General features: G+C 33.8%; 26 protein-coding genes and 2 tRNA genes. 22 read left to right on the forward strand and 6 right to left on the reverse strand.

The window, feature by feature from the left end; genetic code table 11:
* From MMJJ_RS07540 to MMJJ_RS07555, 4 genes are all read right to left on the reverse strand, one after another.
* On the reverse strand, positions 1 to 375 hold the full coding sequence (locus MMJJ_RS07540; protein WP_011171265.1) for a 30S ribosomal protein S11: 375 nt from the start codon (positions 373 to 375) through the stop codon (positions 1 to 3).
* A 9-nt stretch (positions 376 to 384) separates the two neighbouring features.
* Positions 385 to 921 (reverse strand): 30S ribosomal protein S4, encoded by a 537-nt coding sequence (locus MMJJ_RS07545; RefSeq protein ID WP_011171264.1) that lies wholly within the window; start codon positions 919 to 921, stop codon positions 385 to 387.
* A gap of 23 nt (positions 922 to 944) precedes the next feature.
* Entirely contained in the window at positions 945 to 1,394 is a 450-nt protein-coding gene (locus MMJJ_RS07550) for a 30S ribosomal protein S13 (RefSeq protein WP_104838289.1), read from the reverse strand.
* Between the two features lie 58 nt (positions 1,395 to 1,452).
* Positions 1,453 to 1,540, reverse strand: a tRNA-Ser gene (locus MMJJ_RS07555).
* A gap of 397 nt (positions 1,541 to 1,937) precedes the next feature.
* Between MMJJ_RS07555 and MMJJ_RS07560 the strand changes: the two genes are divergently transcribed.
* From MMJJ_RS07560 to MMJJ_RS07625, 14 genes are all read left to right on the forward strand, one after another.
* Positions 1,938 to 2,011: transfer RNA gene (locus MMJJ_RS07560), tRNA-Cys, on the forward strand.
* Between the two features lie 202 nt (positions 2,012 to 2,213).
* The gene (gene lysS / locus MMJJ_RS07565) at positions 2,214 to 3,815 is read left to right on the forward strand and encodes a lysine--tRNA ligase (protein ID WP_104838290.1); all 1,602 of its coding nucleotides are present in this window, start codon (positions 2,214 to 2,216) and stop codon (positions 3,813 to 3,815) included.
* 145 nt (positions 3,816 to 3,960) lie between these two features.
* Complete coding sequence (locus MMJJ_RS07570) at positions 3,961 to 4,737, forward strand: hypothetical protein (protein ID WP_104838291.1); 777 nt, start codon at positions 3,961 to 3,963, stop codon at positions 4,735 to 4,737.
* 99 nt (positions 4,738 to 4,836) lie between these two features.
* A complete protein-coding gene (locus tag MMJJ_RS07575; RefSeq protein WP_104838292.1) occupies positions 4,837 to 5,634 on the forward strand; it encodes a 2-oxoacid:ferredoxin oxidoreductase subunit beta in 798 nt (265 codons plus the stop codon).
* 9 nt (positions 5,635 to 5,643) lie between these two features.
* Entirely contained in the window at positions 5,644 to 6,177 is a 534-nt protein-coding gene (locus MMJJ_RS07580) for a 2-oxoacid:ferredoxin oxidoreductase subunit gamma (protein WP_104838293.1), read from the forward strand.
* A gap of 317 nt (positions 6,178 to 6,494) precedes the next feature.
* Entirely contained in the window at positions 6,495 to 8,780 is a 2,286-nt protein-coding gene (locus MMJJ_RS07585; RefSeq protein ID WP_104838294.1) for a DHH family phosphoesterase, read from the forward strand.
* A 37-nt stretch (positions 8,781 to 8,817) separates the two neighbouring features.
* Positions 8,818 to 9,792 carry a flap endonuclease-1 gene (gene fen, locus MMJJ_RS07590; protein WP_104838295.1) on the forward strand — a complete coding sequence of 325 codons (975 nt, stop codon included), beginning with the start codon at positions 8,818 to 8,820 and terminating at the stop codon, positions 9,790 to 9,792.
* Positions 9,793 to 9,800: 8 nt separating this feature from the next.
* Positions 9,801 to 10,427 (forward strand): hypothetical protein, encoded by a 627-nt coding sequence (locus MMJJ_RS07595; RefSeq protein WP_104838296.1) that lies wholly within the window; start codon positions 9,801 to 9,803, stop codon positions 10,425 to 10,427.
* An 18-nt stretch (positions 10,428 to 10,445) separates the two neighbouring features.
* Entirely contained in the window at positions 10,446 to 10,604 is a 159-nt protein-coding gene (locus tag MMJJ_RS07600) for a DUF362 domain-containing protein (protein ID WP_104838297.1), read from the forward strand.
* 29 nt (positions 10,605 to 10,633) lie between these two features.
* Positions 10,634 to 11,239 carry an IMP cyclohydrolase gene (locus MMJJ_RS07605; RefSeq protein WP_104838298.1) on the forward strand — a complete coding sequence of 202 codons (606 nt, stop codon included), beginning with the start codon at positions 10,634 to 10,636 and terminating at the stop codon, positions 11,237 to 11,239.
* Between the two features lie 32 nt (positions 11,240 to 11,271).
* The gene (locus MMJJ_RS07610) at positions 11,272 to 11,883 is read left to right on the forward strand and encodes a DUF2119 domain-containing protein (RefSeq protein ID WP_104838299.1); all 612 of its coding nucleotides are present in this window, start codon (positions 11,272 to 11,274) and stop codon (positions 11,881 to 11,883) included.
* Positions 11,884 to 11,958: 75 nt separating this feature from the next.
* Positions 11,959 to 12,606 (forward strand): fructose-6-phosphate aldolase, encoded by a 648-nt coding sequence (gene fsa, locus MMJJ_RS07615; protein ID WP_104838300.1) that lies wholly within the window; start codon positions 11,959 to 11,961, stop codon positions 12,604 to 12,606.
* Positions 12,607 to 12,657: 51 nt separating this feature from the next.
* Positions 12,658 to 13,800 (forward strand): class I SAM-dependent rRNA methyltransferase, encoded by a 1,143-nt coding sequence (locus MMJJ_RS07620; protein WP_104838301.1) that lies wholly within the window; start codon positions 12,658 to 12,660, stop codon positions 13,798 to 13,800.
* Positions 13,801 to 13,862: 62 nt separating this feature from the next.
* Complete coding sequence (locus MMJJ_RS07625; RefSeq protein WP_104838302.1) at positions 13,863 to 14,624, forward strand: 4-phosphopantoate--beta-alanine ligase; 762 nt, start codon at positions 13,863 to 13,865, stop codon at positions 14,622 to 14,624.
* A 23-nt stretch (positions 14,625 to 14,647) separates the two neighbouring features.
* Here MMJJ_RS07625 and MMJJ_RS07630 read toward each other — a convergent pair whose 3' ends face one another.
* Positions 14,648 to 16,051, reverse strand: a complete 1,404-nt coding sequence (locus MMJJ_RS07630; RefSeq protein WP_104838303.1) for an FIST signal transduction protein — start codon at positions 16,049 to 16,051, stop codon at positions 14,648 to 14,650.
* A 215-nt stretch (positions 16,052 to 16,266) separates the two neighbouring features.
* Here MMJJ_RS07630 and MMJJ_RS07635 point away from each other — a divergent pair, with 215 nt between their 5' ends.
* The 8 genes from MMJJ_RS07635 (at position 16,267) to MMJJ_RS07670 (ending at position 24,665) form a co-directional block, all read left to right on the forward strand.
* Positions 16,267 to 16,626 carry a response regulator transcription factor gene (locus tag MMJJ_RS07635; RefSeq protein ID WP_104838304.1) on the forward strand — a complete coding sequence of 120 codons (360 nt, stop codon included), beginning with the start codon at positions 16,267 to 16,269 and terminating at the stop codon, positions 16,624 to 16,626.
* Positions 16,627 to 16,653: 27 nt separating this feature from the next.
* The gene (locus MMJJ_RS07640; RefSeq protein ID WP_104838305.1) at positions 16,654 to 18,573 is read left to right on the forward strand and encodes a cache domain-containing protein; all 1,920 of its coding nucleotides are present in this window, start codon (positions 16,654 to 16,656) and stop codon (positions 18,571 to 18,573) included.
* A gap of 209 nt (positions 18,574 to 18,782) precedes the next feature.
* Entirely contained in the window at positions 18,783 to 19,028 is a 246-nt protein-coding gene (locus tag MMJJ_RS07645) for a selenium-binding protein (protein ID WP_104838306.1), read from the forward strand.
* A gap of 244 nt (positions 19,029 to 19,272) precedes the next feature.
* Entirely contained in the window at positions 19,273 to 20,097 is an 825-nt protein-coding gene (locus MMJJ_RS07650; protein WP_104838307.1) for a formate/nitrite transporter family protein, read from the forward strand.
* Between the two features lie 37 nt (positions 20,098 to 20,134).
* A complete protein-coding gene (locus MMJJ_RS07655) occupies positions 20,135 to 20,668 on the forward strand; it encodes a hypothetical protein (protein WP_013999684.1) in 534 nt (177 codons plus the stop codon).
* A 20-nt stretch (positions 20,669 to 20,688) separates the two neighbouring features.
* A complete protein-coding gene (locus MMJJ_RS07660) occupies positions 20,689 to 21,141 on the forward strand; it encodes a beta-class carbonic anhydrase (RefSeq protein WP_011171243.1) in 453 nt (150 codons plus the stop codon).
* Between the two features lie 300 nt (positions 21,142 to 21,441).
* The gene (gene fdhF / locus MMJJ_RS07665; RefSeq protein ID WP_104838308.1) at positions 21,442 to 23,466 is read left to right on the forward strand and encodes a formate dehydrogenase subunit alpha; all 2,025 of its coding nucleotides are present in this window, start codon (positions 21,442 to 21,444) and stop codon (positions 23,464 to 23,466) included.
* Between the two features lie 35 nt (positions 23,467 to 23,501).
* The gene (locus MMJJ_RS07670; protein WP_104838309.1) at positions 23,502 to 24,665 is read left to right on the forward strand and encodes a Coenzyme F420 hydrogenase/dehydrogenase, beta subunit C-terminal domain; all 1,164 of its coding nucleotides are present in this window, start codon (positions 23,502 to 23,504) and stop codon (positions 24,663 to 24,665) included.
* A 12-nt stretch (positions 24,666 to 24,677) separates the two neighbouring features.
* Here the strand turns inward: MMJJ_RS07670 and pfkC are convergent, their stop codons facing one another.
* A complete protein-coding gene (gene pfkC / locus MMJJ_RS07675; protein WP_104838310.1) occupies positions 24,678 to 26,069 on the reverse strand; it encodes an ADP-specific phosphofructokinase in 1,392 nt (463 codons plus the stop codon).
* Positions 26,070 to 26,092: the final 23 nt, after the last annotated feature.

Genomic DNA, 26,092 nt, shown 5'->3' on the forward strand with positions numbered 1-26,092 from the left:
TTATCTGTTCTTTCTTTTTGGTGTAGTACCATCGTGTGGAATTGGTGTAGCATCTTCAATTCTTCCGATTCTGATTCCTGCTCTTGATAATGCTCTGATAGCAGCTTGTGCACCAGGTCCTGGGTTTTTGGATTTCTGGCCGCCTGTAGCTCTGACCTTTACGTGTACCTGATCAATTCCTTTATCTCTCATCAAGTCTGCTATTTTGAATGCAGCTTGCATTGCAGCGTATGGAGATGATTCATCTCTCTGGTTTCTTACAATCATACCGCCTGAAACTTTAGCGATTGTTTCTGCTCCAGTTAAATCAGTAACGTGGAGAATTGTATTGTTGTATGATGCATAAATGTGTACTAATCCCCATTTTTGACTCATGTAATCACCTTATTGATTTTCTTCGCTTGTTGCGGCAGTTCTTTCTGGGTGGTTTTCTGAAGCCATTGGTGAGTTGGACACGTATTCTATCGCATCATTTTCAGCTACTGAAATCAAGTATGCTGGAGCTGTAACTCTTTTGCCGTTTACTGCAATGTGGCCGTGAACAATGAACTGTCTAGCTTGTTTTGGTGTTTTAGCGAGACCTTTTCTGAATACAATGGTCTGCAATCTTCTTTCTAAGATACTTTCAATGTTTAATGAAAGAACGTGATCGAGTGTTGGTTCTTCTTCAATTAAAATTGCGTATCTTTTTAAGACATTGAATAATTGAACAGCTTCTTTTCCACCTTGTGTGGTAGTGTCGCTGATTAATTTTCTTGCTTGTCTTCTGTAGTTCCTTAATTGGGTTTCCATTTTCCAGAGTTCTTTTTTGTTAACTAACCCATATTTTTGGCTAATTTCTTTTTCTTTCTGGATCCTTTCCCCAATCCATGGATGGTTAGGTGTGTCGTATTTTTTACCCAATCTTCTTGGATCTCCCATTTTTTCACCTTTTTATCATTTTATTATTTTTTCCTCTTAACTCCCATTGAAGTTCCTTTTCTGAATGAACCTCTGGTTCTCTGTCCCCTACATGGTAATCTTAATTCGTGTCTGATACCTCTATAGCATCTGATCTTTTTCATGTTGGTGATATCTTCTTGTACTGTGAGTACGAGGTCTGTTTCGATTAGGTGTTTATCGAGTCCTGAGTAAACATCTTTTTTCCTGTTAAACATCCATGAAGGAATTCCATGTGTTGCAGGGTCTTCTAATACTGATTCTATTTTTAAAACGTCTTCGTCAGCTAAGTAACCAGCTTGTTGTTTAGGGTCTAATTCAGTAACTCTAATTACTGCTCTAGCCATCGCTCTACCGATACCTTTCATGTCCTGTAGTGCGTATTCAAGTGGATTTTTACCTTCAAGGTCTGTTTTTGATATTCTAATTCTGTGTTTGAATTCTGTCTGAGTCACTCTTGCACCTCCAGAGATCTTCGTGTTTGACTGATAATTATAGTAATAAAAAAATAAATGGCGCAGAGAGGGGGATTTGAACCCCCGGGAGGCAAAGCCTCATACGGTTTCCAGCCGTACGCCTTCCCAGGCTAGACTATCTCTGCACACAGTACTCGTGCCAATAGACATAAATTTGGGCTATTACACTTTTTTATTTTATTATCTTATTAACCGTGTTTTATTTTATGGTCTCGTGTTTTCTATCACACTATACCTTATGAAATTTCATTTATATAGATTTCGATTTAATCTATGATCTGCCAATTTGGCGTCGTGTTTCTACCTTAATGACTCTCTACTTAACAACACATTTATTGTATATATTCCTTTGCATGGCTTAACCATATATTTTTAAGCTGTAACATTTATAATGTAATGATGCAGTTAAGAATAATGAATAATTAATACCCTGGAATGAAAAAAGAAAAAAAGAAAAATAAATCAATAGGTTTATATAGTTGAACCATAATTCTTATTCATGCGTCTAATCGTAGGAAATGTGCCAAGGTAGTCTAGTCCGGCGAGGCAGCGGACTGCAGATCCGCTTCAGAGGGGTTCAAATCCCTTCCTTGGCTTTTTTTATTTTGGGAATATTAATTTGTAAATTTTGATTAACGGATATAAATCTATTTTCAAAAATTTTTTTAACTTTTTCAACACATAATTATATAAAATGTTTTAGCCATAACCTAAAAAATTATGAATCTCGATTTAATTCAATATTTTTGTTTTTTTAATTGTTTAATTTAAATAATGGAAATCTCCGGAGGAAACACAATGCACTGGGCTGATGCAACATCGGAAAAAATCATGAAAAAAAGAAATGCAGAGGAATACGTGGTATCAAGTGGAATTACTCCATCTGGTCACATTCACATTGGGAATGCAAGGGAAACATTAACTGCAGATGCAGTTTACAAGGGCATGCTAAAAAAAGGTGCAGAAGCTAAATTAATTTTTATTGCGGACGATTATGATCCTTTAAGAAAATTATATCCATTTTTACCAAAAGAATTTGAAAAATACATAGGAATGCCGTTAAGTGAAATTCCATGCCCACAAGGTTGCTGTAAAAGCTATGCAGATCATTTTTTAATGCCGTTTTTAAACAGTCTTGAAGATTTAGGCGTTGAAATTACTACCCATAGGGCAAATGAATGCTATAAAGCTGGAATGTACAACGAAGCAATTATAACTGCACTTGAAAACCGGTTAAAAATCAAAGAACTTCTCGATTCTTACCGAAAAGAACCACTTGCTGATGATTGGTATCCTTTAAACGTTGTATGTGAAAAATGCGGTAAAATGCACGAAACAAAAGTTACCAGTTACAATTCTGAAGACAAAACAATAACTTACGTTTGTAAATGCGGATTTGAAAACACGGTTCAACCATTTAACGGCATTGGAAAGCTTCCGTGGAGAGTTGACTGGCCTGCAAGATGGAATATATTTGGAGTTACTGCTGAACCGATGGGAAAAGACCACGCAGCGTCAGGCGGTTCATACGATACAGGAATTAAGATTGCAAGACAGATTTTCAACTACCAAGCACCAGAAAAAATGGTTTACGAGTGGATTCAGTTAAAAATCGGGGATAAGGCAATGCCAATGTCTTCTTCATCAGGAGTTGTATTTGCAGTAAAAGACTGGACTGAAATCTGCCACCCTGAAGTTTTAAGATTTTTAATTTTAAAAGGAAAACCAACAAAACACATAGATTTTGATTTAAAAGCAATTTCAAATTTAGTTGACGATTACGACGAACTTGAAAGAAAATACTTTGAATTAATCGAAAAACAAAAAACTGAAGAATTAAACGACAACGAAAATGAAAAAATAAGTTTATATGAACTTGTTACACCAAAAATACCTGAAAGATTACCATTACAAGTTGCATACAGGTTCTGTTCAATTATTGCTCAGATTGCACTCGATAAAGAAACCCAAAAAATTGATATGGAAAGAGTTTTCGACATTTTGGGAAGAAATGGATACAATCCAGCAGAATTTTCAGAATACGACAAATCAAGGCTTGAAAAAAGGCTTTATATGTCTAAAAAATGGGCATCCGACTACGGTGAAAATTTAGAAATAAATGATTTTGAGCAAGCAAAAGAGCAGTACGAAACACTCTCAGAAGAGCAAAAAGCATGGTTAAAAGCATTTTCCAAAGAAGTAGAAAATATCGAAATTGATGCGAACACGATTCACGAATTGATGTATGAAACTGCAACAAAATTAAATCTTGCACCAAAAGAAGCGTTTGTTGCATCATACAAAATACTTCTCGGTAAAAACTACGGGCCAAAGTTAGGAAGCTTTTTAGCATCCCTTAAAAAAGAGTTCGTAATTGGAAGATTTAATTTAACAGAATAATATTCATAAAAACCCTTTTTTTTATTTTTTAAGTACTTACAGCGATTTTATCAATCTAAAAAACAGATTTATATTATTCAAATTTTATAAAGTTATAAAAATAGTAAGATAATATATAAGTCCTAACGAGTTTGAAGAGGATACTATGATTGAAACTATATCATACCAAGAATTAAAGGGAAATGACAAACAGATAGTCGATGAAAAGTTTGAGAATTTAATTGCAGAATTAAAAGAAACTTACAGCGCAGAAATTTTATCAAACGAGTCAGACGACGAAGGGGAACTTTATACTAAAATTGCGGAACTCAAAATAAAATTTGAAACAATTTTGGATTACATTAAATACTGTTTAAGATATGGTGCAGATTTGGATGTAGTATCTCCTACAAAATTGAAAATTTCTGGAAATGAAATGGGAAACACTATTCTTTACATTATCGACTTTTTTAAAAAATTTGCTAAAAAATACGGTGTCGCGTTCAACGTCTATGTAAAAAATGAAATTGATGCAGACATAAACGCTCTAAAAGAAGGCATCTATGACGAAGATGATATCTATTTGATGGAAAGTGAAGAAGGCCTTTTAAAAATAAAAACGGTATTTGAAGGCGATGGCAAATCCGAAGAAATAATCATTAAAAAAATACTTTCATCATTAAATCCCGACATTGTTGTAAACAAAGTAATTACAAAGTCAATGGATGAATCAAAAGGAATTTTTTCAGGACTTGTTGCAATAGAAATGTTTTGTAAACCTTTTGACATTGTAGAAGTTGCGTACAAATTTTTGCCTGTTGCAATTTCCTTTGAGAATGCAGACATTGAGCTAGATATTTCAGAATTACAGGATATTGGAAATGACCTTGGTGGAGCAGTATTTGAGCTTACACATGCTGCCGCAAATATGAATAAAAAATAACGATAAACATTAAGAATGACTTAAACAAATTATATTTGGATTTTAATTTTTTTATTTATTCGACTTATTAAACATGGTTTAGACATTAGGTGAGACAGAATGCATCCTTCGCTAAAATACATGAGAAAGGACCGGTTACCACACATATTTTGTTCCGGTTGTGGTAATGGTATTGTTTTAAACTGCTTTACAAATGCTCTTGATAAATTAGCCCTTAAAAACGAAGATTACATCGCAATTTCAGGTATTGGATGTTCTTCAAGAGTTTCAGGCTATCTCTTTTGTGATTCTCTTCATACAACTCACGGAAGACCAATAGCTTTTGCGCTTGGAACCAAAGTAATTCAAAACGATAAAAAAGTTGTCGTATTTACTGGAGATGGTGACCTCTCAGCAATTGGTGGAAATCACTTTATTCACGGATGCAGGAGAAACATTGACATAACTGTAATCTGTATAAACAATAATATTTACGGAATGACTGGAGGACAATGTTCACCAACAACTCCGCACGAGAAAAAAGCAACAACAGCACCTTACGGAAACCCTGAAAACCCGCTTGATTTATGCGAACTTGCAAAAGCAGCAGGGGCAACTTATGTTGCAAGATGGACAACTGCAAACCCGATTCAACTTGCAAATTCAATTAAAAAAGGAATGGAAAAGAAAGGATTTTCATTTATTGAAGTAGTTTCACAGTGTCCGACATACTACGGAAGATTCAATGTTTCGAGAAAACCTTCTGAAATGATGAAAAATTTAAAAGAGAGTGCTGTAACTCTTAGAAAATCAGAAAACATGGAAACGGAAGAACTTTTGAACAAAATAGTTGTTGGGGAGTTTTTAAATATTGAAAAACCAGAATATGTCGAACAGCTTAAAAAATTACAGGAATAATGTGATATCATGAGAAAAGAGATAAGATTTTCAGGTTTTGGCGGTCAGGGAATAATTTTAGCAGGTGTTATCTTAGGGCGTGCTGCATCCCTTTATGCTGGAAAAGAAGCAGTTCAAACACAGAGCTACGGTCCTGAGGCAAGAGGGGGGGCCAGTAAATCTGAAGTTGTAATTTCTGAAACTGAAATAGATTTTCCAAAAGTAATTCAGCCAGATATCCTCGTTTCAATGTCGCAACCTGCTTTTGATAAATATGGCTATGATTTAAAAGAAAATGCGAGAGTAATTGTTGATAGGGATTTAGTAACTCTTCCTGAATCTTACGAAGAAAAATACGAAGTATACAAAGTTCCATTTACTGAAATTGCAAACAAGGAAGTTGGACTTGGAATTGTTGCAAATATTGTAATGCTTGGTGCACTAACGAAATTGGCAGGACTGGTTTCAAAAGAAGAAGTTGAAAAAGCACTTCTTGACAGTATCCCAAAAGGAACCGAAAAAAAGAATTTAATGGCTTTTGAAAAAGGTTACGTTTACCTTTAAATTAAAATATTTTATTTAACTTTAAACTTTCATATTACAATGTTTAATTGTTTAAATTTCTAAAATACTAATTTTTATGGTTTAAATTTAATATTATTTAGTAAAAATTGAAAATTGTTAATATTTAAGCATGATTATTCGTTAAATGTCAATTATATATTTTTAGAACCTTTAAAAACAGTTAAAAACCCGAAAAAGCTTTTTTAGCGCAATTATTTTTTAATTAATTATATATAATTAAATCAACATTGTTTTTTAAAGAACTTGATAATTTTTTTATGATTTGGATATTTATCAATCTAATTTAAGAGGATACTATGATAGAAAACTGTAAAATATGTGGCGGAACCGGAAAAAAGGTAGTAAAATACGCGGAATGTCCGGAATGCGAAGGAACAGGATATTTAGAAGAGTTTGAAACAAAAAGTCATTTTAAAAATGCTTCCAAAAATTCAAAATACGATTTTGATGACGAGGAAATTCCATGCCCGACATGCAATGGATCTGGAAAAATTCCCGAATATGAAGATTGCGATTACTGCAACGGAACCGGAAAAGTTGTAAAATGCGACTCTTGTGGTTGTGAAATTGGAAAATACCCTGAAGACAAGGATTTAAAGATTTGTGAAAACTGTAAACAAAAAGAAGACGTAAAGAACGATAATAAAAAAGTAGTTTATGTTTTAGACAACATGTTTACCATGAACGACCTTGAAGAAGGCAAATTTTACAAAGGAAAAATTAACAGAACTGAAAAATACGGGGTATTTGTCCAGTTGAATGAAAAAACAAGAGGTCTTTTAAGATTTAGGGAAGTTGTTGGAAAAAGACCAAGCGATTTTAAAATCGGAGACGAAATTATTGTTCAAGTTTCTGAATTAAAACTCGAAAAAAGAGAACTTGATTTAAGATATGTTCCAATTGCAGGATACAAGCTCGAAAAACTCGAAAAAGAACACGAATTAATCGATATCAAGGAAATATTCGATACCGGATTAATGAATATGAAAGATAAAGTTATTAGGGTTCAAGGAGAAGTTCTCCAGGCAGCTCAAACTCCAGGTCCAACTGTATTTACTATTACAGATGGTTCAGAAGTTGCATGGGTTGCTGCATTTGAATCTGCAGGAGTTAGGACGCACCCTGATGTAATAATGGGTTCGATTATTGATGTAGTTGGTTCAGTATCTGTAAGAGATGGAAAACTTCAGATAGAAAGGATGAAGCTTGTAAAACTCGAAGGCGATGAAGAACAAAAAGTAAAAGACAAAATAGATGTTGAACTTGACAAAAAAGCAGAACCTGAAAGCGACATTGAATTTTTAGTTGAAAGCGACATATTGGAAAAATTAAGGCCAAAAATGGCAGATGTTGCAAAAAGGATTCGAAGAGCAGTTTTGGATGGAAGACCTGTAATTATCAGGCATCACGCAGATACTGATGGTTACTGCGGTGGAATTGCACTTGAAAAAGCAATAGTTCCTATTTTGGAGAAATTTTCAATGGATTCTGGTGCACAGTGGCACTACTTTAGAAGAAGCCCTTCAAAAGCTCCATTTTATGAGTTAGAAGATGTAACAAAAGATCTGTTATTTTCAATTGAAGATTACTTAAGATTTGGACAGAAAATGCCGTTAATCGTTCTTGTAGATAACGGAAGTACGGATGAAGATATTCCTGCAGTGTCCCAGGTCAAAGCATACGATATTGAAGTTGTTGTAGTTGACCACCACTTCCCTGGCGAAGTAATTGATGGAAAAGTAGAAATTGATGAATTTGTTGAAGCACACGTAAATCCCTACCTTGTTGGAGGGGACAGCAATCTTACAGCAGGTGCTTTAGCAACAGAAGTTGCAAGAATGATAAATTCAGACGTGACTGACCTTGTTGAACATTTACCTGGTATTGCAGTTGTTGGGGACCACGCAAAAGGCGATGCTGTAGAAGCATACATAAAAATAGCTCTTGAAAGACTTACAAAATGCAGTGCAGAATTTGGATCTGGAAAAATATATTCAAGAGAAGACGTTGAAAAAATTGGACAGTGCATGGATTTTGAAGCATTTTACTTGAAATTCATGAATGGAATGGGTATCGTAGAAGATATTTACGGAATGAACAAAAAAGACTTTGCAAGACATGAAAAACTCATAAAAATACTTTATGAAAGAGCAATGGCAATGGTTGACAGGCAAATGAAAGCTGTACGTCCTGCAATAAAAACAAAAACCTTACCAAATGGAATTATTTTCAACACATTAGATGTTGAAAAATATGCACACAAGTTTACATTCCCGGCTCCCGGAAAAACATGTGGATTTGCACACGATTCAATTGTTGAACAGTATGAACCAGGCACTCCAGTAATTACCCTTTCATACGGGCCTGATTTTGGAGTAGTTCGTGCAACAGATGCAGTAAGTGAAAAATTCAACTTTAACTTAAATCATATAGTAACTCAGTTTATCGATGAAATTCCTGAAGCATCCCTCGATGGTGGAGGACATGAATGTGCGGGAAGTTTGAAGTTTGTTGAAGGATTAAGAGAAAAAGTAATAAATAGATTTGCAGAAGTAGTTTTAGAAATGAAAGAAAAAGATTAATTAAATTAACTTTTTTTGGCGTAAATTTGGTGTTAACATGGGAGTTCAATTTGGAGATTTGATACCCAAAACAGAAATCTCTTTAAAATTTTTAAGAAATAAAACTGTTGCAATCGATGCAATGAACGTAATTTACCAGTTTTTATCGAGTATTCGGCTTAGGGATGGCAGTCCTTTAAAAAATAAAAATGGGGATATTACTTCAACTTACAACGGTATTTTTTATAAAACAATTTACATGTTAGAAAATGGGATGACCCCCATATGGGTTTTTGATGGCAAATCTCATGAATTAAAAGAAAAAACAAAAGAAGAAAGAAGAAAATCTCGAAAAGGTGCTCTTGATAGTTACATGGAAGCAAAAGAGCAAAATAATTTAGAAGAAATGCAAAAATATGCTAAAAGAGCAAATTTTTTGGATAGAAAAACAGTAGATAATTCCAAAAAGCTCCTCGAATTGATGGGAATTCCTTATATAAATGCCCCTTCAGAAGGGGAAGCTCAGTGTGCAGAACTTGTAAAAGCAAACAATGCATTCTGTGTTATAAGTCAAGATTACGATTCAATTCTTTATGGTGCGGAATACGTTGTAAAGAACATAACTTCATCAAATAAAGACATTGAATTGATAGAACTTGAAAAAACCCTGTCTGAACTGAATATTTCTCGCGATCAGCTAATTGATGCCGCAATACTGATTGGAACAGATTATAATCCTGGCGGTTTGAAGGGATTCGGTCCGAAAAAAGCGATCGATACGGTTAAAAAAGGTAAAATGGAAAATTACATTTCAGAAATTGAAAATTATTCTGAAATTAGAAAGATATTTGATGAACCTGATGTAGTATCTAACTATGATATAACTTTAAAAACCCCTAACTGTGATGAATTAGCAGAATTTTTGATCGAAGAAAATGATTTTTCCAAAGATAGGATACTCCCAAATATTGAAAAAATTAGCAACCTTTTGGGCAATAAAAAATCCCAAAAAAGTCTTGAAGCCTGGTTTTAGGTGTAAATATGATGAAAATATACAGTTTAAATAGAATATCCCCAATATTCTGGATATTTTTAATTCCTTTGATAATACTTGGATTAATTTTGATTATCCCCATAATATTTTTAGCAGTAGTTTTGGGAGCAATTTATCTGGGTTACAAAAAAATTAAATCCGGAATAAACGGAATTATTAGAAAATTAAAGACTAAAAAGATTAAAATTAACGGCAGTTCCGAAAATGGAGACGTTAAAATAAACTTTTCAAAAAAATTGGAAATTGTGGAAGAAACCCTCGAAGAATCTATACCTGTAATTTCTGAAGATGTTGGGGAAAAATGGGAACATAAGCAGTTTATTAATTATTTAAAAGACAATGGTTTATCCGAAAATAGTGAAAAACTATATTATTTCGATAAATCAGTGTATCCAATTTATAAAAAGACTTATCCTGTAAACGAGATCATAAAACTTTATGATGAAACTCCAGAAGAAGATATGATTGTTTTGGGTTTGAAGGGTGGTTATGATGACCCTAAATTATTATATTTGATTCCAAAAGAAGAATGTAAAAACAGGATGAGCATTTCGGAACTAAAAGATTATGAAATAAATTTAAAAAACCAAGAAATAAATAACCTTAATTTATAATGTAGTTAGTGTGAAAACATGGAAATATTGGATAAATGTGTAGGTTGTGCAGGATGTGTTCCATTCTGTCCAGTAGGGGCTATTTCGGTATTTGGAAAGGCAGAAATTGACATGGAAATGTGTACAAACTGTGCAGTATGTAAAGATTATTGCCCATTAGATGCGATATCTGAATAAAATAATAGGCTTTAAAATCAGGTGGTTTGATGTATATTGGTAGATTTTTGGTACTTGGAAAAACGGATGAAGGAAATCCTTTTGTTACATACAGGGTTTCAAGCAGGAGCTTTCCAAACAGGGTTGCAAAAGTAATGGATGATGAAACAGTTGCAATTTTACCAAAAGACTTGGAAGAAATGTTTAAAAATCCATACATTACATACAACTGTGTAAAACTTGTAGGAAACGTTGCAGTAGCTACAAACGGTTCACATACCGACATAATTGCAGACAAAATTAAGCTTGGACTTCCAATAAGGGATGCTTTATCATACTCATTATTAACTATGGACTATGAAAAAGACGACTACAACACTCCAAGAATTGCAGTCGTTTTAACAAAAGACAGTGCATACATGGGTTATGTTTCTGATAACGACGTTAGAGTTAAAAAAGTTGAACTTGAGGCTGGAAAAGCGTACTATTTGAGTGTATACGAAGCATGTAAAATTACGGAACACCAAGTAATCTCAGTTGCTGGAAAAACTGCAGAAGAATTAACTAAATTCGTAATGGAATACGAAGAATTTGAAAAACCAGTAACTGCAGCAACCGTTTTAGTAAAAGATGGATTTAAACTTGCAACACTTTAATTTTATTATTTTTTTAACTTTTTGGTGAAATTTTGAAAATTTACAATAATTTTGAAAATAATGTTCCAAAAAAGCTTTTTTTAGCAGGGATTCATGGGAATGAATCAAAATACACTTCACAGATTTTAGAAAATTTACAAAAAAATATTTCAAATTTAAAAGTTTTTGGAAATGTAATAATTGTTCCAGAACTTGTAAAAGATTCAAAGTATTATTCAACTCTAAATCCAAAATACTATGAAACAGCAGAAGGAAACTTCCTTTTAAAATTAATAGAAAAATATAAACCTGAATTTTATTTTGAAATCCATTCATATTCTGAGAAATCTTATTCTAATCTAACAGAATTAAAAAGAGTCGATTTAAAAGGAATTCCACCATTTGTTGATTTAAATAATGGAGTTTTAATGGCATCGATTTCTCCAATATTGCGAGAAAAATTTAAAAAAAGTGATTTTTGCATGACCCTTGAAGTTCCAAACTGGAAGGTTTTGGAAGTTGAAAATATTGTTCTTGAAATTTTGGAATTTGCAGTGACTTCAAAAGATAGAAATGAAATGATCGAAAAAATTTTTAATAAATATCCTAAATCTGCGAAAACTGCAAAATGGCTTGCCGATGAATTTAATCTAACTTTTTTATAAAATTTTCAAGCTACATTACTTATAAATATCTTTATTTATAACGTTAATAAAAGCGAAACACAAAATGGTGAAAGGATGAAGTTTTTTTTAGACACTGCAAATGTTGAAAAAATTAAAGAATTTAACGCACTTGGTTTAGTTGACGGAGTTACAACAAACCCAAGTTTAATCAAAAAAGAAGGAAGAGACTTCTACGAAGTAATCAAAGAAATCTGCTCAATTGTTGACGGTCCAGTAAGTGCTGAAGTTATCGCACTTGATGCTGAAGGAATGGTTAAAGAAGCAAGAGAACTCGTGAAACTTGCAGAAAACGTTGTAGTAAAAATCCCAATGACCAAAGAAGGAATGAAAGCAGTAAACATTCTTTCAAAAGAAGGAATAAAAACAAACGTTACATTAATCTTTTCAGCAAACCAGGCATTACTCGCAGCAAAAGCTGGAGCTTCATACGTTTCCCCATTCGTTGGAAGACTCGACGATGTTGGACAGGATGGAATGTTTTTAATTTCTGAGGTTATGCAAGTATTTGGCGCATACGGAATCGAAACAGAAGTTATCGTAGCTTCAGTAAGACACCCAATCCACGTTTTAGAATCCGCAAAAATGGGCGCAGACATTGCAACAATTCCATTTGATGTAATCGACAAATTATTCAACCACCCGTTAACAGACAATGGAATTGCAAAATTCCTTGCTGACTGGGAAGCACACATGAACAGATAATTTCTTTTAAATTATTTTATTTCGATTTTTTTTATAAATCCGGTGGTTTTTATGTCATTTCAAATTGATAAACGGGCTTATCAGTCTTTAAAAAATTTTTCAAACATAATTTACAAAAAAGCTATAGTTAATAAAGATGATTTTTCAAAAAACGAAGAAATTGTTGATATATCATACAATGGAAATTTCGTTGCAAAAGCACTTTATGATCCAAAATTTCCGTTAATAAAGATTTTAACGAGGAAAAACGAAGAAATTGATAAAGATTTCTTTTTTAAACGGATAAATAACGCAAATAATTACAGAACTGATATATTAAATTATAAGGATACTTACAGGATGATTTATGCAGAAGCTGACTATTTACCGTCAATAATACTTGATAAATACAATAAAATCGCTTCAATTCAGATTTCATCGAATATTATGGATAATTATTCAGATTTAATTTTTGAATGTATTTCTGAAATTACCGATGTCGAAACGATGTATGTTCAGAGTGGTAAAAAGGGAAGTGACGTAAAAACGAAGATTTTTGGAGATAAGTCGCAAATTGAAACCGTAATTTCCGAAGGAAACGCCAAATTTAACGTAAACATGAAAGGTCACAAAACCGGATTTTTCTTAGACCAAAGAGACAATAGGGCTGATCTTGAAAATTATGTTAAACCAGGAGATAAAGTACTTGATATTTGCAGTTACACTGGAGGATTTGCAGTTCATGCTGGAATCAAGGGTGGAGAAGTTACCGCAGTTGATTTATCGGATAAAGCACTTGCTGTTGCAGAAGAAAACATGGAATTAAACGGTGTTAAAAATTACAACTGCATAGTTTCAAATGCATTTGACGCAATGAAAGAAATGATTGGTAATAATGAAAAATTCGATGTTGTAGTGCTTGACCCACCTGCATTTACCGATTCTTCAAAAGACATTAAAAATGCACTAAATGCTTATAATTCAATGAATTACCTTGGATTAAAATTAGCAAAAAGAATACTTGTAACATGCTCTTGTTCACACCACATTGATCGGGAAAACTTTAAAAATACGATTGTTTCTTCATCAATACGGGCTAAAAAAGAGATAAGACAAATCGGTTCATACCGAACACAGGCATCTGACCACATAATAACAATGGCAAATAGGGACCTTGAATATTTGAAGTGCCTTTTCTTCAATGTAGTAAACTAATAAAAATGATCAATGCATATCTTTGAAAAATAAAAATTGTGAGAATAAAAAACGGTGAGAACATGATGGTTCCAGAATCCCATCCACGGTACAAATCATTATTAAATCGAGACAGAATTGTAGAAGCATTTGAATCAGGAGTTTTGGCAAAAGGCGGAATGATTGCTCATGGAAGAGGCGAAACTTTCGATTATTTAATTGGGGAAAGTACGACAGATATTGCACTAAATTCTATAAAAGTTTCAGCAGCTCTATTAGTTTTAGCAGAAAATCCTGTAATTTCAGTAAATGGAAACAGTGTCGCTTTAGCAAAAGACGAGTTTGTCGAATTAGCAAAAGAATTAAATGGGAAAATCGAAGTTAATTTATTCTACAGGACAACTGAACGGGAAGAAAAGATAAAGGACGTATTTGAAAGTGATATTAAAAATGGAATTGTTCTTTTAGGAATCGATAATGCAGATAAACAAATTCCCGGGATTGATCACTTAAGGGGAAAAGTTTCAGAATCTGGGATCTACACTTCAGATGTCGTTTTAGTTCCTCTTGAAGATGGTGATAGGGCTGAAGCACTTGTTAAAATGGGAAAAACAGTAATTGCAATTGATTTAAATCCCCTTTCAAGAACCGCAAGAAAATCAACAATTTCAATAATTGACGAGCTTACAAGATGCATTCCATTAATTACTGAATACGTAAGAGAATACAAAAAAATGGATAGTACTGAACTTTTAAAAATTGTTGAAAATTACGATAACGAAGAAAATTTGCGAAATATCTTGAATTTGATTTCAAAAAGGTTAACTTCAGTAGATTTAATTTAAATTTTTATTTTATTATTTTTTAATTAAAATTCGAATTTAAGAAGCAGTTTTCCAAATTCCGTGATATTTATTACGGCCTGATCTTTTTCGATAAATCCGTATTTTAAAAGCGGATCGATTCTATCATATGCAGATCTTCTATGTATTCCAAGCGATTTTGCAAGTTCTTCAACTTTTACTGAACCGCCAAGTTCATGGATTTTTATGAGGGTTTCTTTTGTAGCAGGATGTTTTGTGAACATGTGAATTCCTTCTTTTGCACTTATTGTAACCAGATCTGGTGCAAAAGAACACATACTAATTGAATAATTTCCATATTTTTTAAGGGAAATTTCTCCAAACGTCGAACTTCCAAAAAATGGATTAATGTCTGATTTTTCAATCAATTTTTCAATTTCAGCAGGATTAATTTCTGATAAAAATGATGAAATATTGCAAAAAGTGAGTGCTGGTTCATAATGCGGTTGTGTATTGTTTAAAACGGATGTATTGGTTTTAAATATATTTTTTATCGCATTTTTATCAATATTTTCTATTTTTAATTCATTTGAATTGCTTATATTTGAGCCAGTAATTAATTTTTTATTTTTTATTGAAATTGGGCCTTTAAGGTGGATATCGCCCGTAGTATCTAAAATACCAAGTGGGTGGGATAAATAAAATTCAGGATCATTTTCAAGTTCGTTTACAGTTCCTTTGTATCCCGAAATTTCAATATATCTTTTTACGGCTGAAATATTTCCTATCTCTTCGATAGAACGCTTTTCAGATTTTGTAATTATATTTTCTAATTTTCCTGAATTTTCCCCATATTCGTAGTTATTGTAAGAAATTTTTGGTACTATGTCTCCGCCAAACGCGACACAGACGATACTATCTAAATAAACGTCGTTTCCGTACTGGTATGTATGTTCAAATTCAAAGTCATCTGAGGAAACTCCTCCAAAAATAGGGATGGTAACACCAAGTTCCTCAATAATTCCTTTCAAAACCTGTTCTTCACATTTGCAAAAATCTGTTATTACATAGAGAAGTTTTGGAAGCATTCCAAGGTTTTCAACTGCATCTTTAACTGCTTTTTTTCCTGATTCTTTCGGATTTATCGAAATTCCAAGGCCAACACCCATTCCGGTATTAAAATATTTTGAACCCAAAATTCCAACTGAAACCCCGTTTTCTAAAAATTTATTACCACAAATTTGGAATTTTGAACTGCCCCCTACTATTTGGACGCTATTTCCAAGAATTAGTTTAACGCCATTAAGTACCTCTTCAGGGTCATAATCGGGAGAGGAGTATAAAAAAACGATATTTGGTTTTTCAGAATACTTTTTCATCATTTTGAGTGCATCGGATGCGGCATGTGCCCCCGCCTTTAAAGAGTTTTCATCTGTTGAAGTACCATACCCAAATTCGATAAATTCCACAATAACACCAGTATTTAGATTAAATAATAAGTTTAAAGCACAGGTAAGCAAATAACAATATATATGCTTCGTAATCTATAAATATTATATTGTCGTAGGTTTTTATTAGTATATTAGGTCGTATTTATATATTTGATGTGTGCTCCGAGTACCACAACCATCTTTTTTAAATTAAAGGTTTTATAATAACCTAAACCTAAAATCAGGTGTGCATAATGAAAAAAATTTTAGTAGTTGAAGATGAAGAAGATATATTAAATCTCGTTAGAATTATTTTGGAGATTAATAATTATAAAGTTATTGTTGCACATGATGGCTATCAGGGACTTGAAATGGTTAAAGAAAATCCTGATCTTATCTTACTCGACATTATGATGCCAGGAATGACAGGATGGGAGTTTTTAGATAAAATTAGCGCAGATGGATATGATATTCCTGTAATTGTCCTGACTGCAAATGCGCAAATGAGTACTCTCGAAACTGCAATTAATAAAAAAGTAGATGATTGCGTTGTAAAACCTTTCGATAGGGAAGATTTAATGGAAAAGGTTAACTCTATACTCAATAAAAATTAAGGTCTATTAAAGGGTTAGGGGATTAATATGAACACTATACCACCTATTAAACGATTAGGAACTAAATTAATAATTTATTCCATAATCACAGCATTAATTCCGATAGTGATGCTTGGTGCGGTATCTACTGACACGATAAATACCGAAATGACCAAACAAGCACAGGAAAAAATAAACGATGATTTAAATACTGCAGAAAGTGTAGTAAATCTCAAATTGGATAAGATTTCTTCATTGAATAAGTATATTATTTCAAATGAAAAAACGATTAATATTTTAAAGAATAATGATACGAAAGAACTAAAAACTTTAGCAATATCTTATAAAAATACATCTGCGCCGGATTTTGTGGTCTTTTTTGATGGGCAGGGAAATGTTGTTGCAAGATCAAATTCTGATGTGACAGGGGATAATTCTTACGAAGATCTTTTCAAAAAAGTAGTAAACAGTACCGGATATACCTCGATAGAAGTTCTTGACAAAGATTCCATAAAATACGAAAATGTAGGCGAACTTGTAAATATTGACATAAAAGGAACTGATGATTCTATAGACTATTCAGACAGTGTCCAAGACAGTGCAATGGCTTTGGTATCTATAGAACCAATTTACGATAAAAATGGAAAACTACTTGGGGCTGCAATGGCTGCCGATATTTTAAACAAGGATTATTCTATTGTTGATACAGTAAAAGATGCCTCAAAAGATGCTACAACCATATTTTTAGATGGGGTTAGGGTTTCTACTAATGTTCAGGACAACGGCGGAAGGGCCATTGGAACACTTGTTTCAAAGGAAGTTTATAATCACGTTGTTTTGGATGGAAAAACCTATTATGGTAGGGCTTTTGTTGTAAATGAATGGTATTTGACAGCTTATGAGCCAATATATGATTCTGATAATGAAATTATAGGAATGCTCTTTGTAGGAACTCCTGAAAGTAAATTTTTAGCACTTCAGGCAAATGTTAGAAATCAAACATTTGTAGTTGGATTGATCGGGTTATTAATTGCTTTAATTGTTTCATACCTTATAAATCGAGGAATAATAAAACCACTCGAACAGTTAAAACAAGGTGCTGAATGGGTAAGTAACGGTAGATACGATCAAAAAGTTATTGTTGATTCAGACGATGAATTTGGTGAACTTGCAAAAGCATTTAACAAAATGGCAACCCAGATCAATATTTCTGATGAAAAATTAAAAAAACACGCAGAAGAGTTAAAAACATCTTACAATGAATTAAAAGAACTTGATAAGTTAAAATCTGAATTAATTGCGATTGTTTCACACGAATTAAGAACACCACTTACATCCATAAAAGGTTACGTTGAACTGGTTTTGGATGGAACAATGGGTACAATAAATGATTCCCAGAAAAAGTGCCTGCAGGTTGCAGACGACAACATTGTAAGACTTAGAAGATTAATTGAGAGCATGCTCGATCTTTCAAAAATAGAGCGTGGAGAACTCGAAATGTATCGAGAAAAGGTAAATCTCAGGGCAATTGTATGCGATGTAATTGAATATTTAAAACCTCTTGCTACAGAAAAGAATATTAAATTAAACAAGGAAGTTGAAGATATTGCTATTGAAGCAGATAAGGATAGAATTACTCAAGTTTTGACAAATCTGATAGAAAATGCGATAAAATTCAGCCCGGCAAATGAATCCATACTTGTAAGTGGTGTTTTAGAAGACGAACACATTCATTTAAAAGTAACGGATCGTGGAGCAGGTATTCCTAAAAAAGACATGGAAAAAATATTCAATAGATTCTATCAGGTTGATTCATCAACAAAACGGAAAAAAGGTGGATCAGGTCTTGGTCTTGCAGTGTGTAAAAGTATTGTTGAAGCACACAAGGGTTCGATATGGGTTGAGAGTGAACTTGGAAAAGGAAGTACTTTCCATATCATTCTTCCAATTTCTGCAAAAGATCAGTAAATTATTATATTAATTTTTTTAAAATTTTTTAAAGGAAAAGTGACATTTTACACTTATTTTTAAATTCAAAGGGGAATTGCCTTTAAAAACGATTTTTAATATTTATTTTACAATTTTTATTATTAATATTCAGATAATAAATTATATATATTTTCAAAATCAAAAATATAAATGGTTTTGTGGGGCGCACATATATAAGAGGTGTCCTTATGGTTTTTGAAGGAAAGTTTATAATTACTACTGCAGATGACATTCCCGGACTCGGGCTGTACTATATGGGCATAGTCTCTGCAGAATCTGATAACGTAGACGCTATCGTTGAATCTTTAAAAGAAAAGGTACTTGCTAAAGGCGGTATGGGATTAGTTGCTTTTAGAATTACTCACGCAGATGGTAAATATTTGGGATACGGTACTGCAGTTAAAGCAGACGAAGGTCAGTTTACAATGGCATAATCTTAATTTTCTACTTTTATTTTATTTTTAAAGATGCAGTTACTAAAAATTTCAACCACTTGATGTTAATTACTACTAATTAACAAAAATTATTATTTAATTTCTATAAATTACCCTTTTTTTGGACTATAACGCAGTATTTAACCTTTATGATATCGTTCCAACCGATAACTATAATATATACTACATACATATGTGGTGTTAGTACCCCACAAGACCACAATATTCACATGGAGGTAATATCATGGATGTAAACCCACCTGACAAAATGGTGGAACTTGCAGGAAATGCAGGCCAAGTAAAAGGAAACCTTAGTCCAAGCCAACTTCTTGTCAGAGGAGTTATGGGCGGTGCTTACATTGCAATGGGTGGTGGACTTGCTACCGTTGTAGGAACAGGAATTGGTGCAGCAATGGGTGCTGGTTTAGGTAAATTCATGGCAGCCGCAGTATTCCCCGTAGGGCTGATCTTGATTATCTTAACCGGAATGGAGCTAGTTACTGGAGATATGATGTTATTACCAGTGGCAGTTTTCCAGAGAAAGGCGTCATATGCACAGTTAATAAAAGTATGGATTTATGTTTACATTGGTAACCTCATTGGTTCCTTAATATATGCTTCAATGATGGCATTTGGCCCATTGAGATCATTTGATTCAGCGACTGGCGCAGCTAGCGTAAATGCATTTGGTCAATCAGCAATAAACACTGCACAAGCTAAAGTTTTACCTTACATGGCAGCAGGATCCATGGGTTGGCTTGCAGCACTTGTTAAAGGTATTGGTTGTAACTGGTTAGTTAACCTTGCAGTTATAGGTTCAATGGCTTCAACAAGTATCCTCGGTAAGTTCTTCATGATTTGGTTCCCAATCATGGCGTTCGTTGCAACAGGATTTGAGCACTGTGTGGCAAACATGTACTTTATTCCAACAGGAATGATGCTTGGTGCAACCGTGAGTGTTGCAGACTGGTGGCTTTGGAATATCATTCCAGTAACCATCGGAAACATTATCGGTGCAGTAGTATTCGTAGCAATGATATACCAATTCGCATACGGTAAAAAAATCTAAAGATGAAGACTACTAACTTCATCTTTTTGGTGTTAAAATGCAGTTAAACGTATCTCTAAGTGATCTAAAAAGACATGCGAAAACCACGCCTTCAGCATTTATTTCGCTGATGATATGCTTGGTATTTACCGCATGGTCACTTTATATCAGTAGAAATATTTGGATATTAATAATGGCAATTCCATTTATCTTAGGTTTAACATTAATTCCGATTAAAATTTCACAAATGAATAAAGAATTATCTGATCAACTTCTCCCCGAATACATACATTACGCAGATGAATACAATATATCGGAAATAAATAAAGATACTTTAAACCAGAGAGTTAAAATCGTAGGAAAATTGGATAAAATAATATACGGAATATCTACAAAACCAACGATTCGAATTAAGGATGATACTGGAGAGATATTCTCCAACTTAATTTCCCCAGTTCCGGAAGGAATAAAAAAAGGAGATATTATAGAACTCTATGGGGTTGTAGCTAAACACTACAAATTTTTCGGAATAATGGGTATTCCAAACCTTTGGAAGCCTAAAATATATGGAATCGGTGTCCGAAAAATCTAAAAATACATGGAGGTTATAACTTGGGAGAAAATGCAAAACCAAAGAAGAAACTCGCAATTGTGACCTGCATGGATACAAGACTCGTCAACTTTCTTTCAGAAAAGCTCGGAATAGCTCAAGGTGACGCGAAAGTAATCAAAAATGCAGGAAATATTATAACAGAAGATGTAATCAGGTCTTTAGTAGTTGCAGTATATCTGCTCGGTGTTGAAGACATTATGATTATTGGCCATACCGATTGTGGAATGGCAGCTGCTGACTTTGAAACAGTCAAGAAAAAAATGGTAGAAAGGGGTGCAAATCCAAATTTCACACCAGATTTTGAAGCATGGCTTGGCAGAATGTACTGCGAAGAAACCAATGTTAAAGAAGGTGTCGATCTTTTGAGAAACCACCCTGCAATGCCCAAAGATATCACCATCGATGGGTATGTAATGGACATAGAAACAGGAGATTTAGTAAAAATAGCCTAAAAAGGGTAATGTGGATGATGCTTGACCAGCGGACACATCCCGTATCTAACCCATTAGAGTTTAACTAGCCAAATTAGCCAAATAGTTCAGATAAACTAGCCTAACTTTATCTGCCTACAATAATATACTTAACTATATCTACCATTTTTTGTATTTTAATTTATTCATTTAATCTTATCCGTCATATCATAATTAAAAATAATAGCACAAATTTGAATGGTGTGAACCGGTTTTTTGGAACATCATTCTTTAATTGAACCAAACCTTGCCATTTTATAATTATAAAATGGTGATCGAAATATGGAATTAGACTTCATTCATACGATTTGCCCATATTGCGGAACAGGCTGCGGTGTGGACCTCGTAGTAAAGGATGGAACACTTGTTGGGACCAATCCTTTTAAAAGACACCCTGTAAATGAGGGAAAAACCTGTATTAAAGGTAGTTATTGTCACGAATTTGTACACCGTGATGATAGGTTGAAAACTCCATTGATTCGAAAAAATGGAGAATTGGTGGAAGCATCATGGGATGAAGCATTAGAACTGATTTCTGGTAAATTACAAAATTATTCCCCTGAAGAAGTCGGATTCTTTTCATCTGCAAGATGTACCAATGAAGACAACTATGTATTTCAAAAATTTGCAAGAACAGTAATAAAAACTAATAATGTTGATCACTGTGCGAGACTTTGACACTCGGCAACTGTGGTCGGTTTAGGGCAAGCCTTTGGTTCAGGTGCTATGACAAATTCAATTTCTGATATAGAAGATGCAGACTGTATATTCATAATTGGTTCAAATACGTTTGAACAACACCCTTTGATTGCGAGAAGAGTCGTTCGCGCAAAAGAAAAAGGAACTAAAATAATTGTAATAGATCCAAGATACACGCCAACTGCAAAACAGGCTGATTTGTACTTACAGTTATTACCTGGTACAAATATTGCAGTGTTAAACGCAATAATGCATGTACTCGTAAAAGAAAATCTTGTTGATGAAGAATTCATCAAAAACAGGACAAAAGGATACGAAGAACTTAAACAAACGCTTGAAACCTATACTCCTGAGTATGCGTCAAAGTTGTCAGGCGTATCTCCGGAATTAATTGTTGAAGCTGCTAAAATGTATGGTAGTGCAAATGCAGCATCAATACTTTACTGCATGGGTATAACGCAATTCACAACCGGTGTAAACAACGTAAAATCTTGCTGTAACTTGGCAATGATTACCGGAAATATTGGAAAACCAGGAACTGGTGTGAACCCATTAAGGGGTCAGAATAACGTTCAAGGAGCATGTGACATGGGAGCACTTCCAAACGTATTCCCTGGATATCAGGCAGTTCCTGCAAACCATGAAAAATATGCAGAAGCATGGAATACCTGTGTTGATCCAAATGTTGGTCTTTCGATTCCAGACATGCTTGCAAAAGCTGGAGAACAGGTTAAATGTATCTATGTAATGGGAGAAAACCCAATGGTTTCAGACCCTGACATTCACCACGTAGAACATGCATTGAAAAGTCTTGATTTATTGATAGTTCAGGATATTTTCTTAACTGAAACTGCACAGGTTGCAGATGTAGTTTTACCTGGAGCTTCATGGGCTGAGAAGGATGGAACTTTCTCAAACACTGAAAGAAGAATCCAAAAAATCAATAAAGCAGTAGATTCTCCTGGTGAAGCAATTGCTGACTGGAAAATCGTAAAAATGCTTGCTGAAAAAATGGGTCAAGGAGAATTATTCAACTTTAACACTGCTGAAGAAGTATTCCAAGAAATTGCAAAAGTAACGCCTCAGTATGCAGGTGTAACTTACGAAAGACTTGGTGTAGATGGACTCCACTGGCCTTGCAAAACTTGTGAAGACCCCGGAACTCCAATTCTCCACTGTGAAAAGTGTTTAACTCCTGATGGACTTGGAAATATCTTTGCAATAGACTATGCAGACCCTGACGAAATGGCAGATTCGGAATATCCAATGACTCTGACAACAGGTAGGATCATTTTCCACTACCACACAGGAACAATGACCAGAAGAAGTAAGCATATGGCTGATGAAATAAACGAAGGATTTGTTGAAATTCATCCGGAAGATGCTGAAAAGATGGGAATTAAAAACAAACAGAAAGTCAAAGTTTCAACCCGAAGGGGCGAAGTCGTTGTAAATGCGAAAATAACACCAAATATCAAACAAGGTGTTGTATTTATGCCGTTCCACTTTGCAGAAACTGCAGCTAACATCTTAACAAATCCTGCTCAGGATCCAAACTGTAAAATCCCAGAATACAAGGTATGTGCTGCAAAGGTGGAAAAAATATAATTTTCCCAAAATCGGGATTTTAAACGAGGGATATCATGAGCAATGAAATGTATTATGTACAGGCTTCTGACCCGGCAATACTCGAAAAAGGAGAATGTGGTGGTGCAGTTACTGCACTCTTCAAATATCTTTTAGACAAGGGTATTGTTGACGGTGTTTTAGCTTTGAAAAAAGGTGTTGATGTATATGACGCAATTCCAACGTTTGTTACATCTTCAGAAGATTTGTTGAGTACTGCAGGTTCTCTACACTGCGCCCCTACAATGTGGGGCGGAATTATAAAAGAATACTTACAAGATGCAAAAATTGCAGTTCCGGTAAAACCTTGCGACATGAGGGCAATTGTTGAACTTGCAAAAAGAGCACAGATTAATCTTGACAACGTCTACATGATTGGATTGAATTGCGGTGGAACAGTTCCTCCAAAAACCGCAATGGAAATGATAAAATTATTCTACGAAGTAGATCCAAAAGACGTTGTAAAAGAAGAAATCGATAAGGGTAAGTTTATAATCGTCATGAAAGACGGAACCCACAAAGAAGTTAAAATGCACGATCTCGAAGACAACGGCTACGGAAGAAGAGTAAACTGTCAGAGATGTGATGAAAAAATCCCCCGAAAAGCAGATATTGCTGCTGGAAACTGGGGTGTAATTGGAGAAGATGCTGGAAAATATACCTTCATGGAAGTATGCACTGAAAAAGGTAAGCAGTTACTTGAAAGTGCAGAAAAAGATGGATATATTAAGAAAAAAGCTCCAAATCCAAAAGGACTTGAAATAAGGGCAAAAGTAGAAAGCTCAATGTTAAAAATGGGCGAAGACTACAAGAGAAAATGGCTCGAAGAAGAATATCCATCAATTGAAGAGTGGAATAGACAGTGGAATAAGTGTATAAAATGCTACGGCTGTAGGGATGTATGTCCAGTATGTTTCTGTAGGGATTGTGCACTTACTGCTGACTACGTTGACACAGGATCAATACCGCCTGATCCAATAATGTTCCAGGGCGTTAGAATGTCTCACATGGCATTTAGCTGTGTAAACTGTGGCCAGTGTGAAGATGTATGCCCTATGGAAATTCCAGTTGCAAGAATATTCCACAAAATTCAGGAAAAAACAAGAAAAGAGCTTGGATACAGACCAGGTGTTGACGATGAAGCACCACCTGCACTTGGAGGGTCATGCCCAACTCAATAAATTATTTATTAATTATTTATTTTTTAATTTTTTTAGTTCTGAAACATAACCTACAAAAGCACCTGCTGAAATTGTATCCCCAAGTCCAACGGTACTTTTTGGGTTCTCAACGATTCTTGAAGGAACTAAAATAATTTTGTAACCCTCTAATTCTTTTTCTTTTGAAATGTTTTCAACTATCTCTTTTAGTAACTCGCCGTGTTTATTATGGGGTATTTTAAGACCGGTTTTTAAATCATCGATACATGAAATCTGTCCGAGAGCGGCTTTTGTTGATGCTAAAACTGTTGCAAATTCGAGGGTTTTTTCCAAAGATTCGTCACTTAAAATGCCTCCCTTTTTACAGAGATACATTATGTAGTACATTGTATGTACCTGCATTCCTTCTAAATTGTACTTTTCAAGAAGTATTTTTGAAGCTTTTAGCACATCTTCGATTTTACTGTATTTTAAAATTCCTTCACTTAATTCTTCATATCCTAAAACATGAATTATGTTTGCAATTTCAGTTTCATCCATCCCAACACAGTCGACTTCGGGTAAAATTGATTCTGCAATTTTTTTTCTCATTTCGGTGTTTTGAATCGATGCAAATTCAAAATGTACTTTTAAGTCTTTATTTTCTTTTTTTAACGATTTTATATCTTCTTTAACTTTATTTAAGTAGTATTCTGAAGTTTTTCCATCAGAATACTCTTCTTTAATCGCTTGAACCCCTGAAATTATTGCACAATCGACTAATTTTCCAATTTCTGGCACATGGTTTTTTAATTCATCCTTTATTTCAATTCGTAAATTTTCCGGGCGAGATGCAACGATAAATCGGTTACTTTGAGGAGTTATAATTTTTTTGTCCTGTAAATAAAATTCAATATCTTCTTTGTACTCAAAAATCCGATTTATTTTAAGTTCATCGTTTTTAAAAGATTCAATTGGTTTTTTTAAAACCAGTTTTCCATTCGTAATATTTGGAAATACTAAATTTTCATTATTTTCAAACATTTCAGCCTGTTTTTTTGCCAAAATTGGAGAATAAAAAATTATTTTTTTTAAATTTAAAATTGAGAGTAAATTTGAGATTATTCCTACCTGCCCCCCTATTCTTTCTTCATTGTAGTTTAGGCTGTTTAAAAAAGTATCAATTTCTAAATTATTTTTCAAGGGAACTTCTGCAGGTTTTCCAGATTTCATCGCATGAATTAACCTTGCAACAAAATCTATCGGTTTTTCAATTGTTCGAGGGTACTCTTCAATTTTCATTTTAATTTCTGAATCGCTAAAATTTTCTTTTAATTCTTCAATATCTGAAAGATCTGCCAGATATTTTAATGCATCGACATTTACATTATATGCTAAAAAAATAGAAACGTTTGAAAAGTCTTTAAAATGATTAATCAGTTCCATATCTACCCCCTCTCAAAATAAAA

This window comes from Methanococcus maripaludis (genome assembly GCF_002945325.1).
GTDB classification, from domain to species: domain Archaea; phylum AGJL01; class Methanococci; order Methanococcales; family Methanococcaceae; genus Methanococcus; species Methanococcus maripaludis.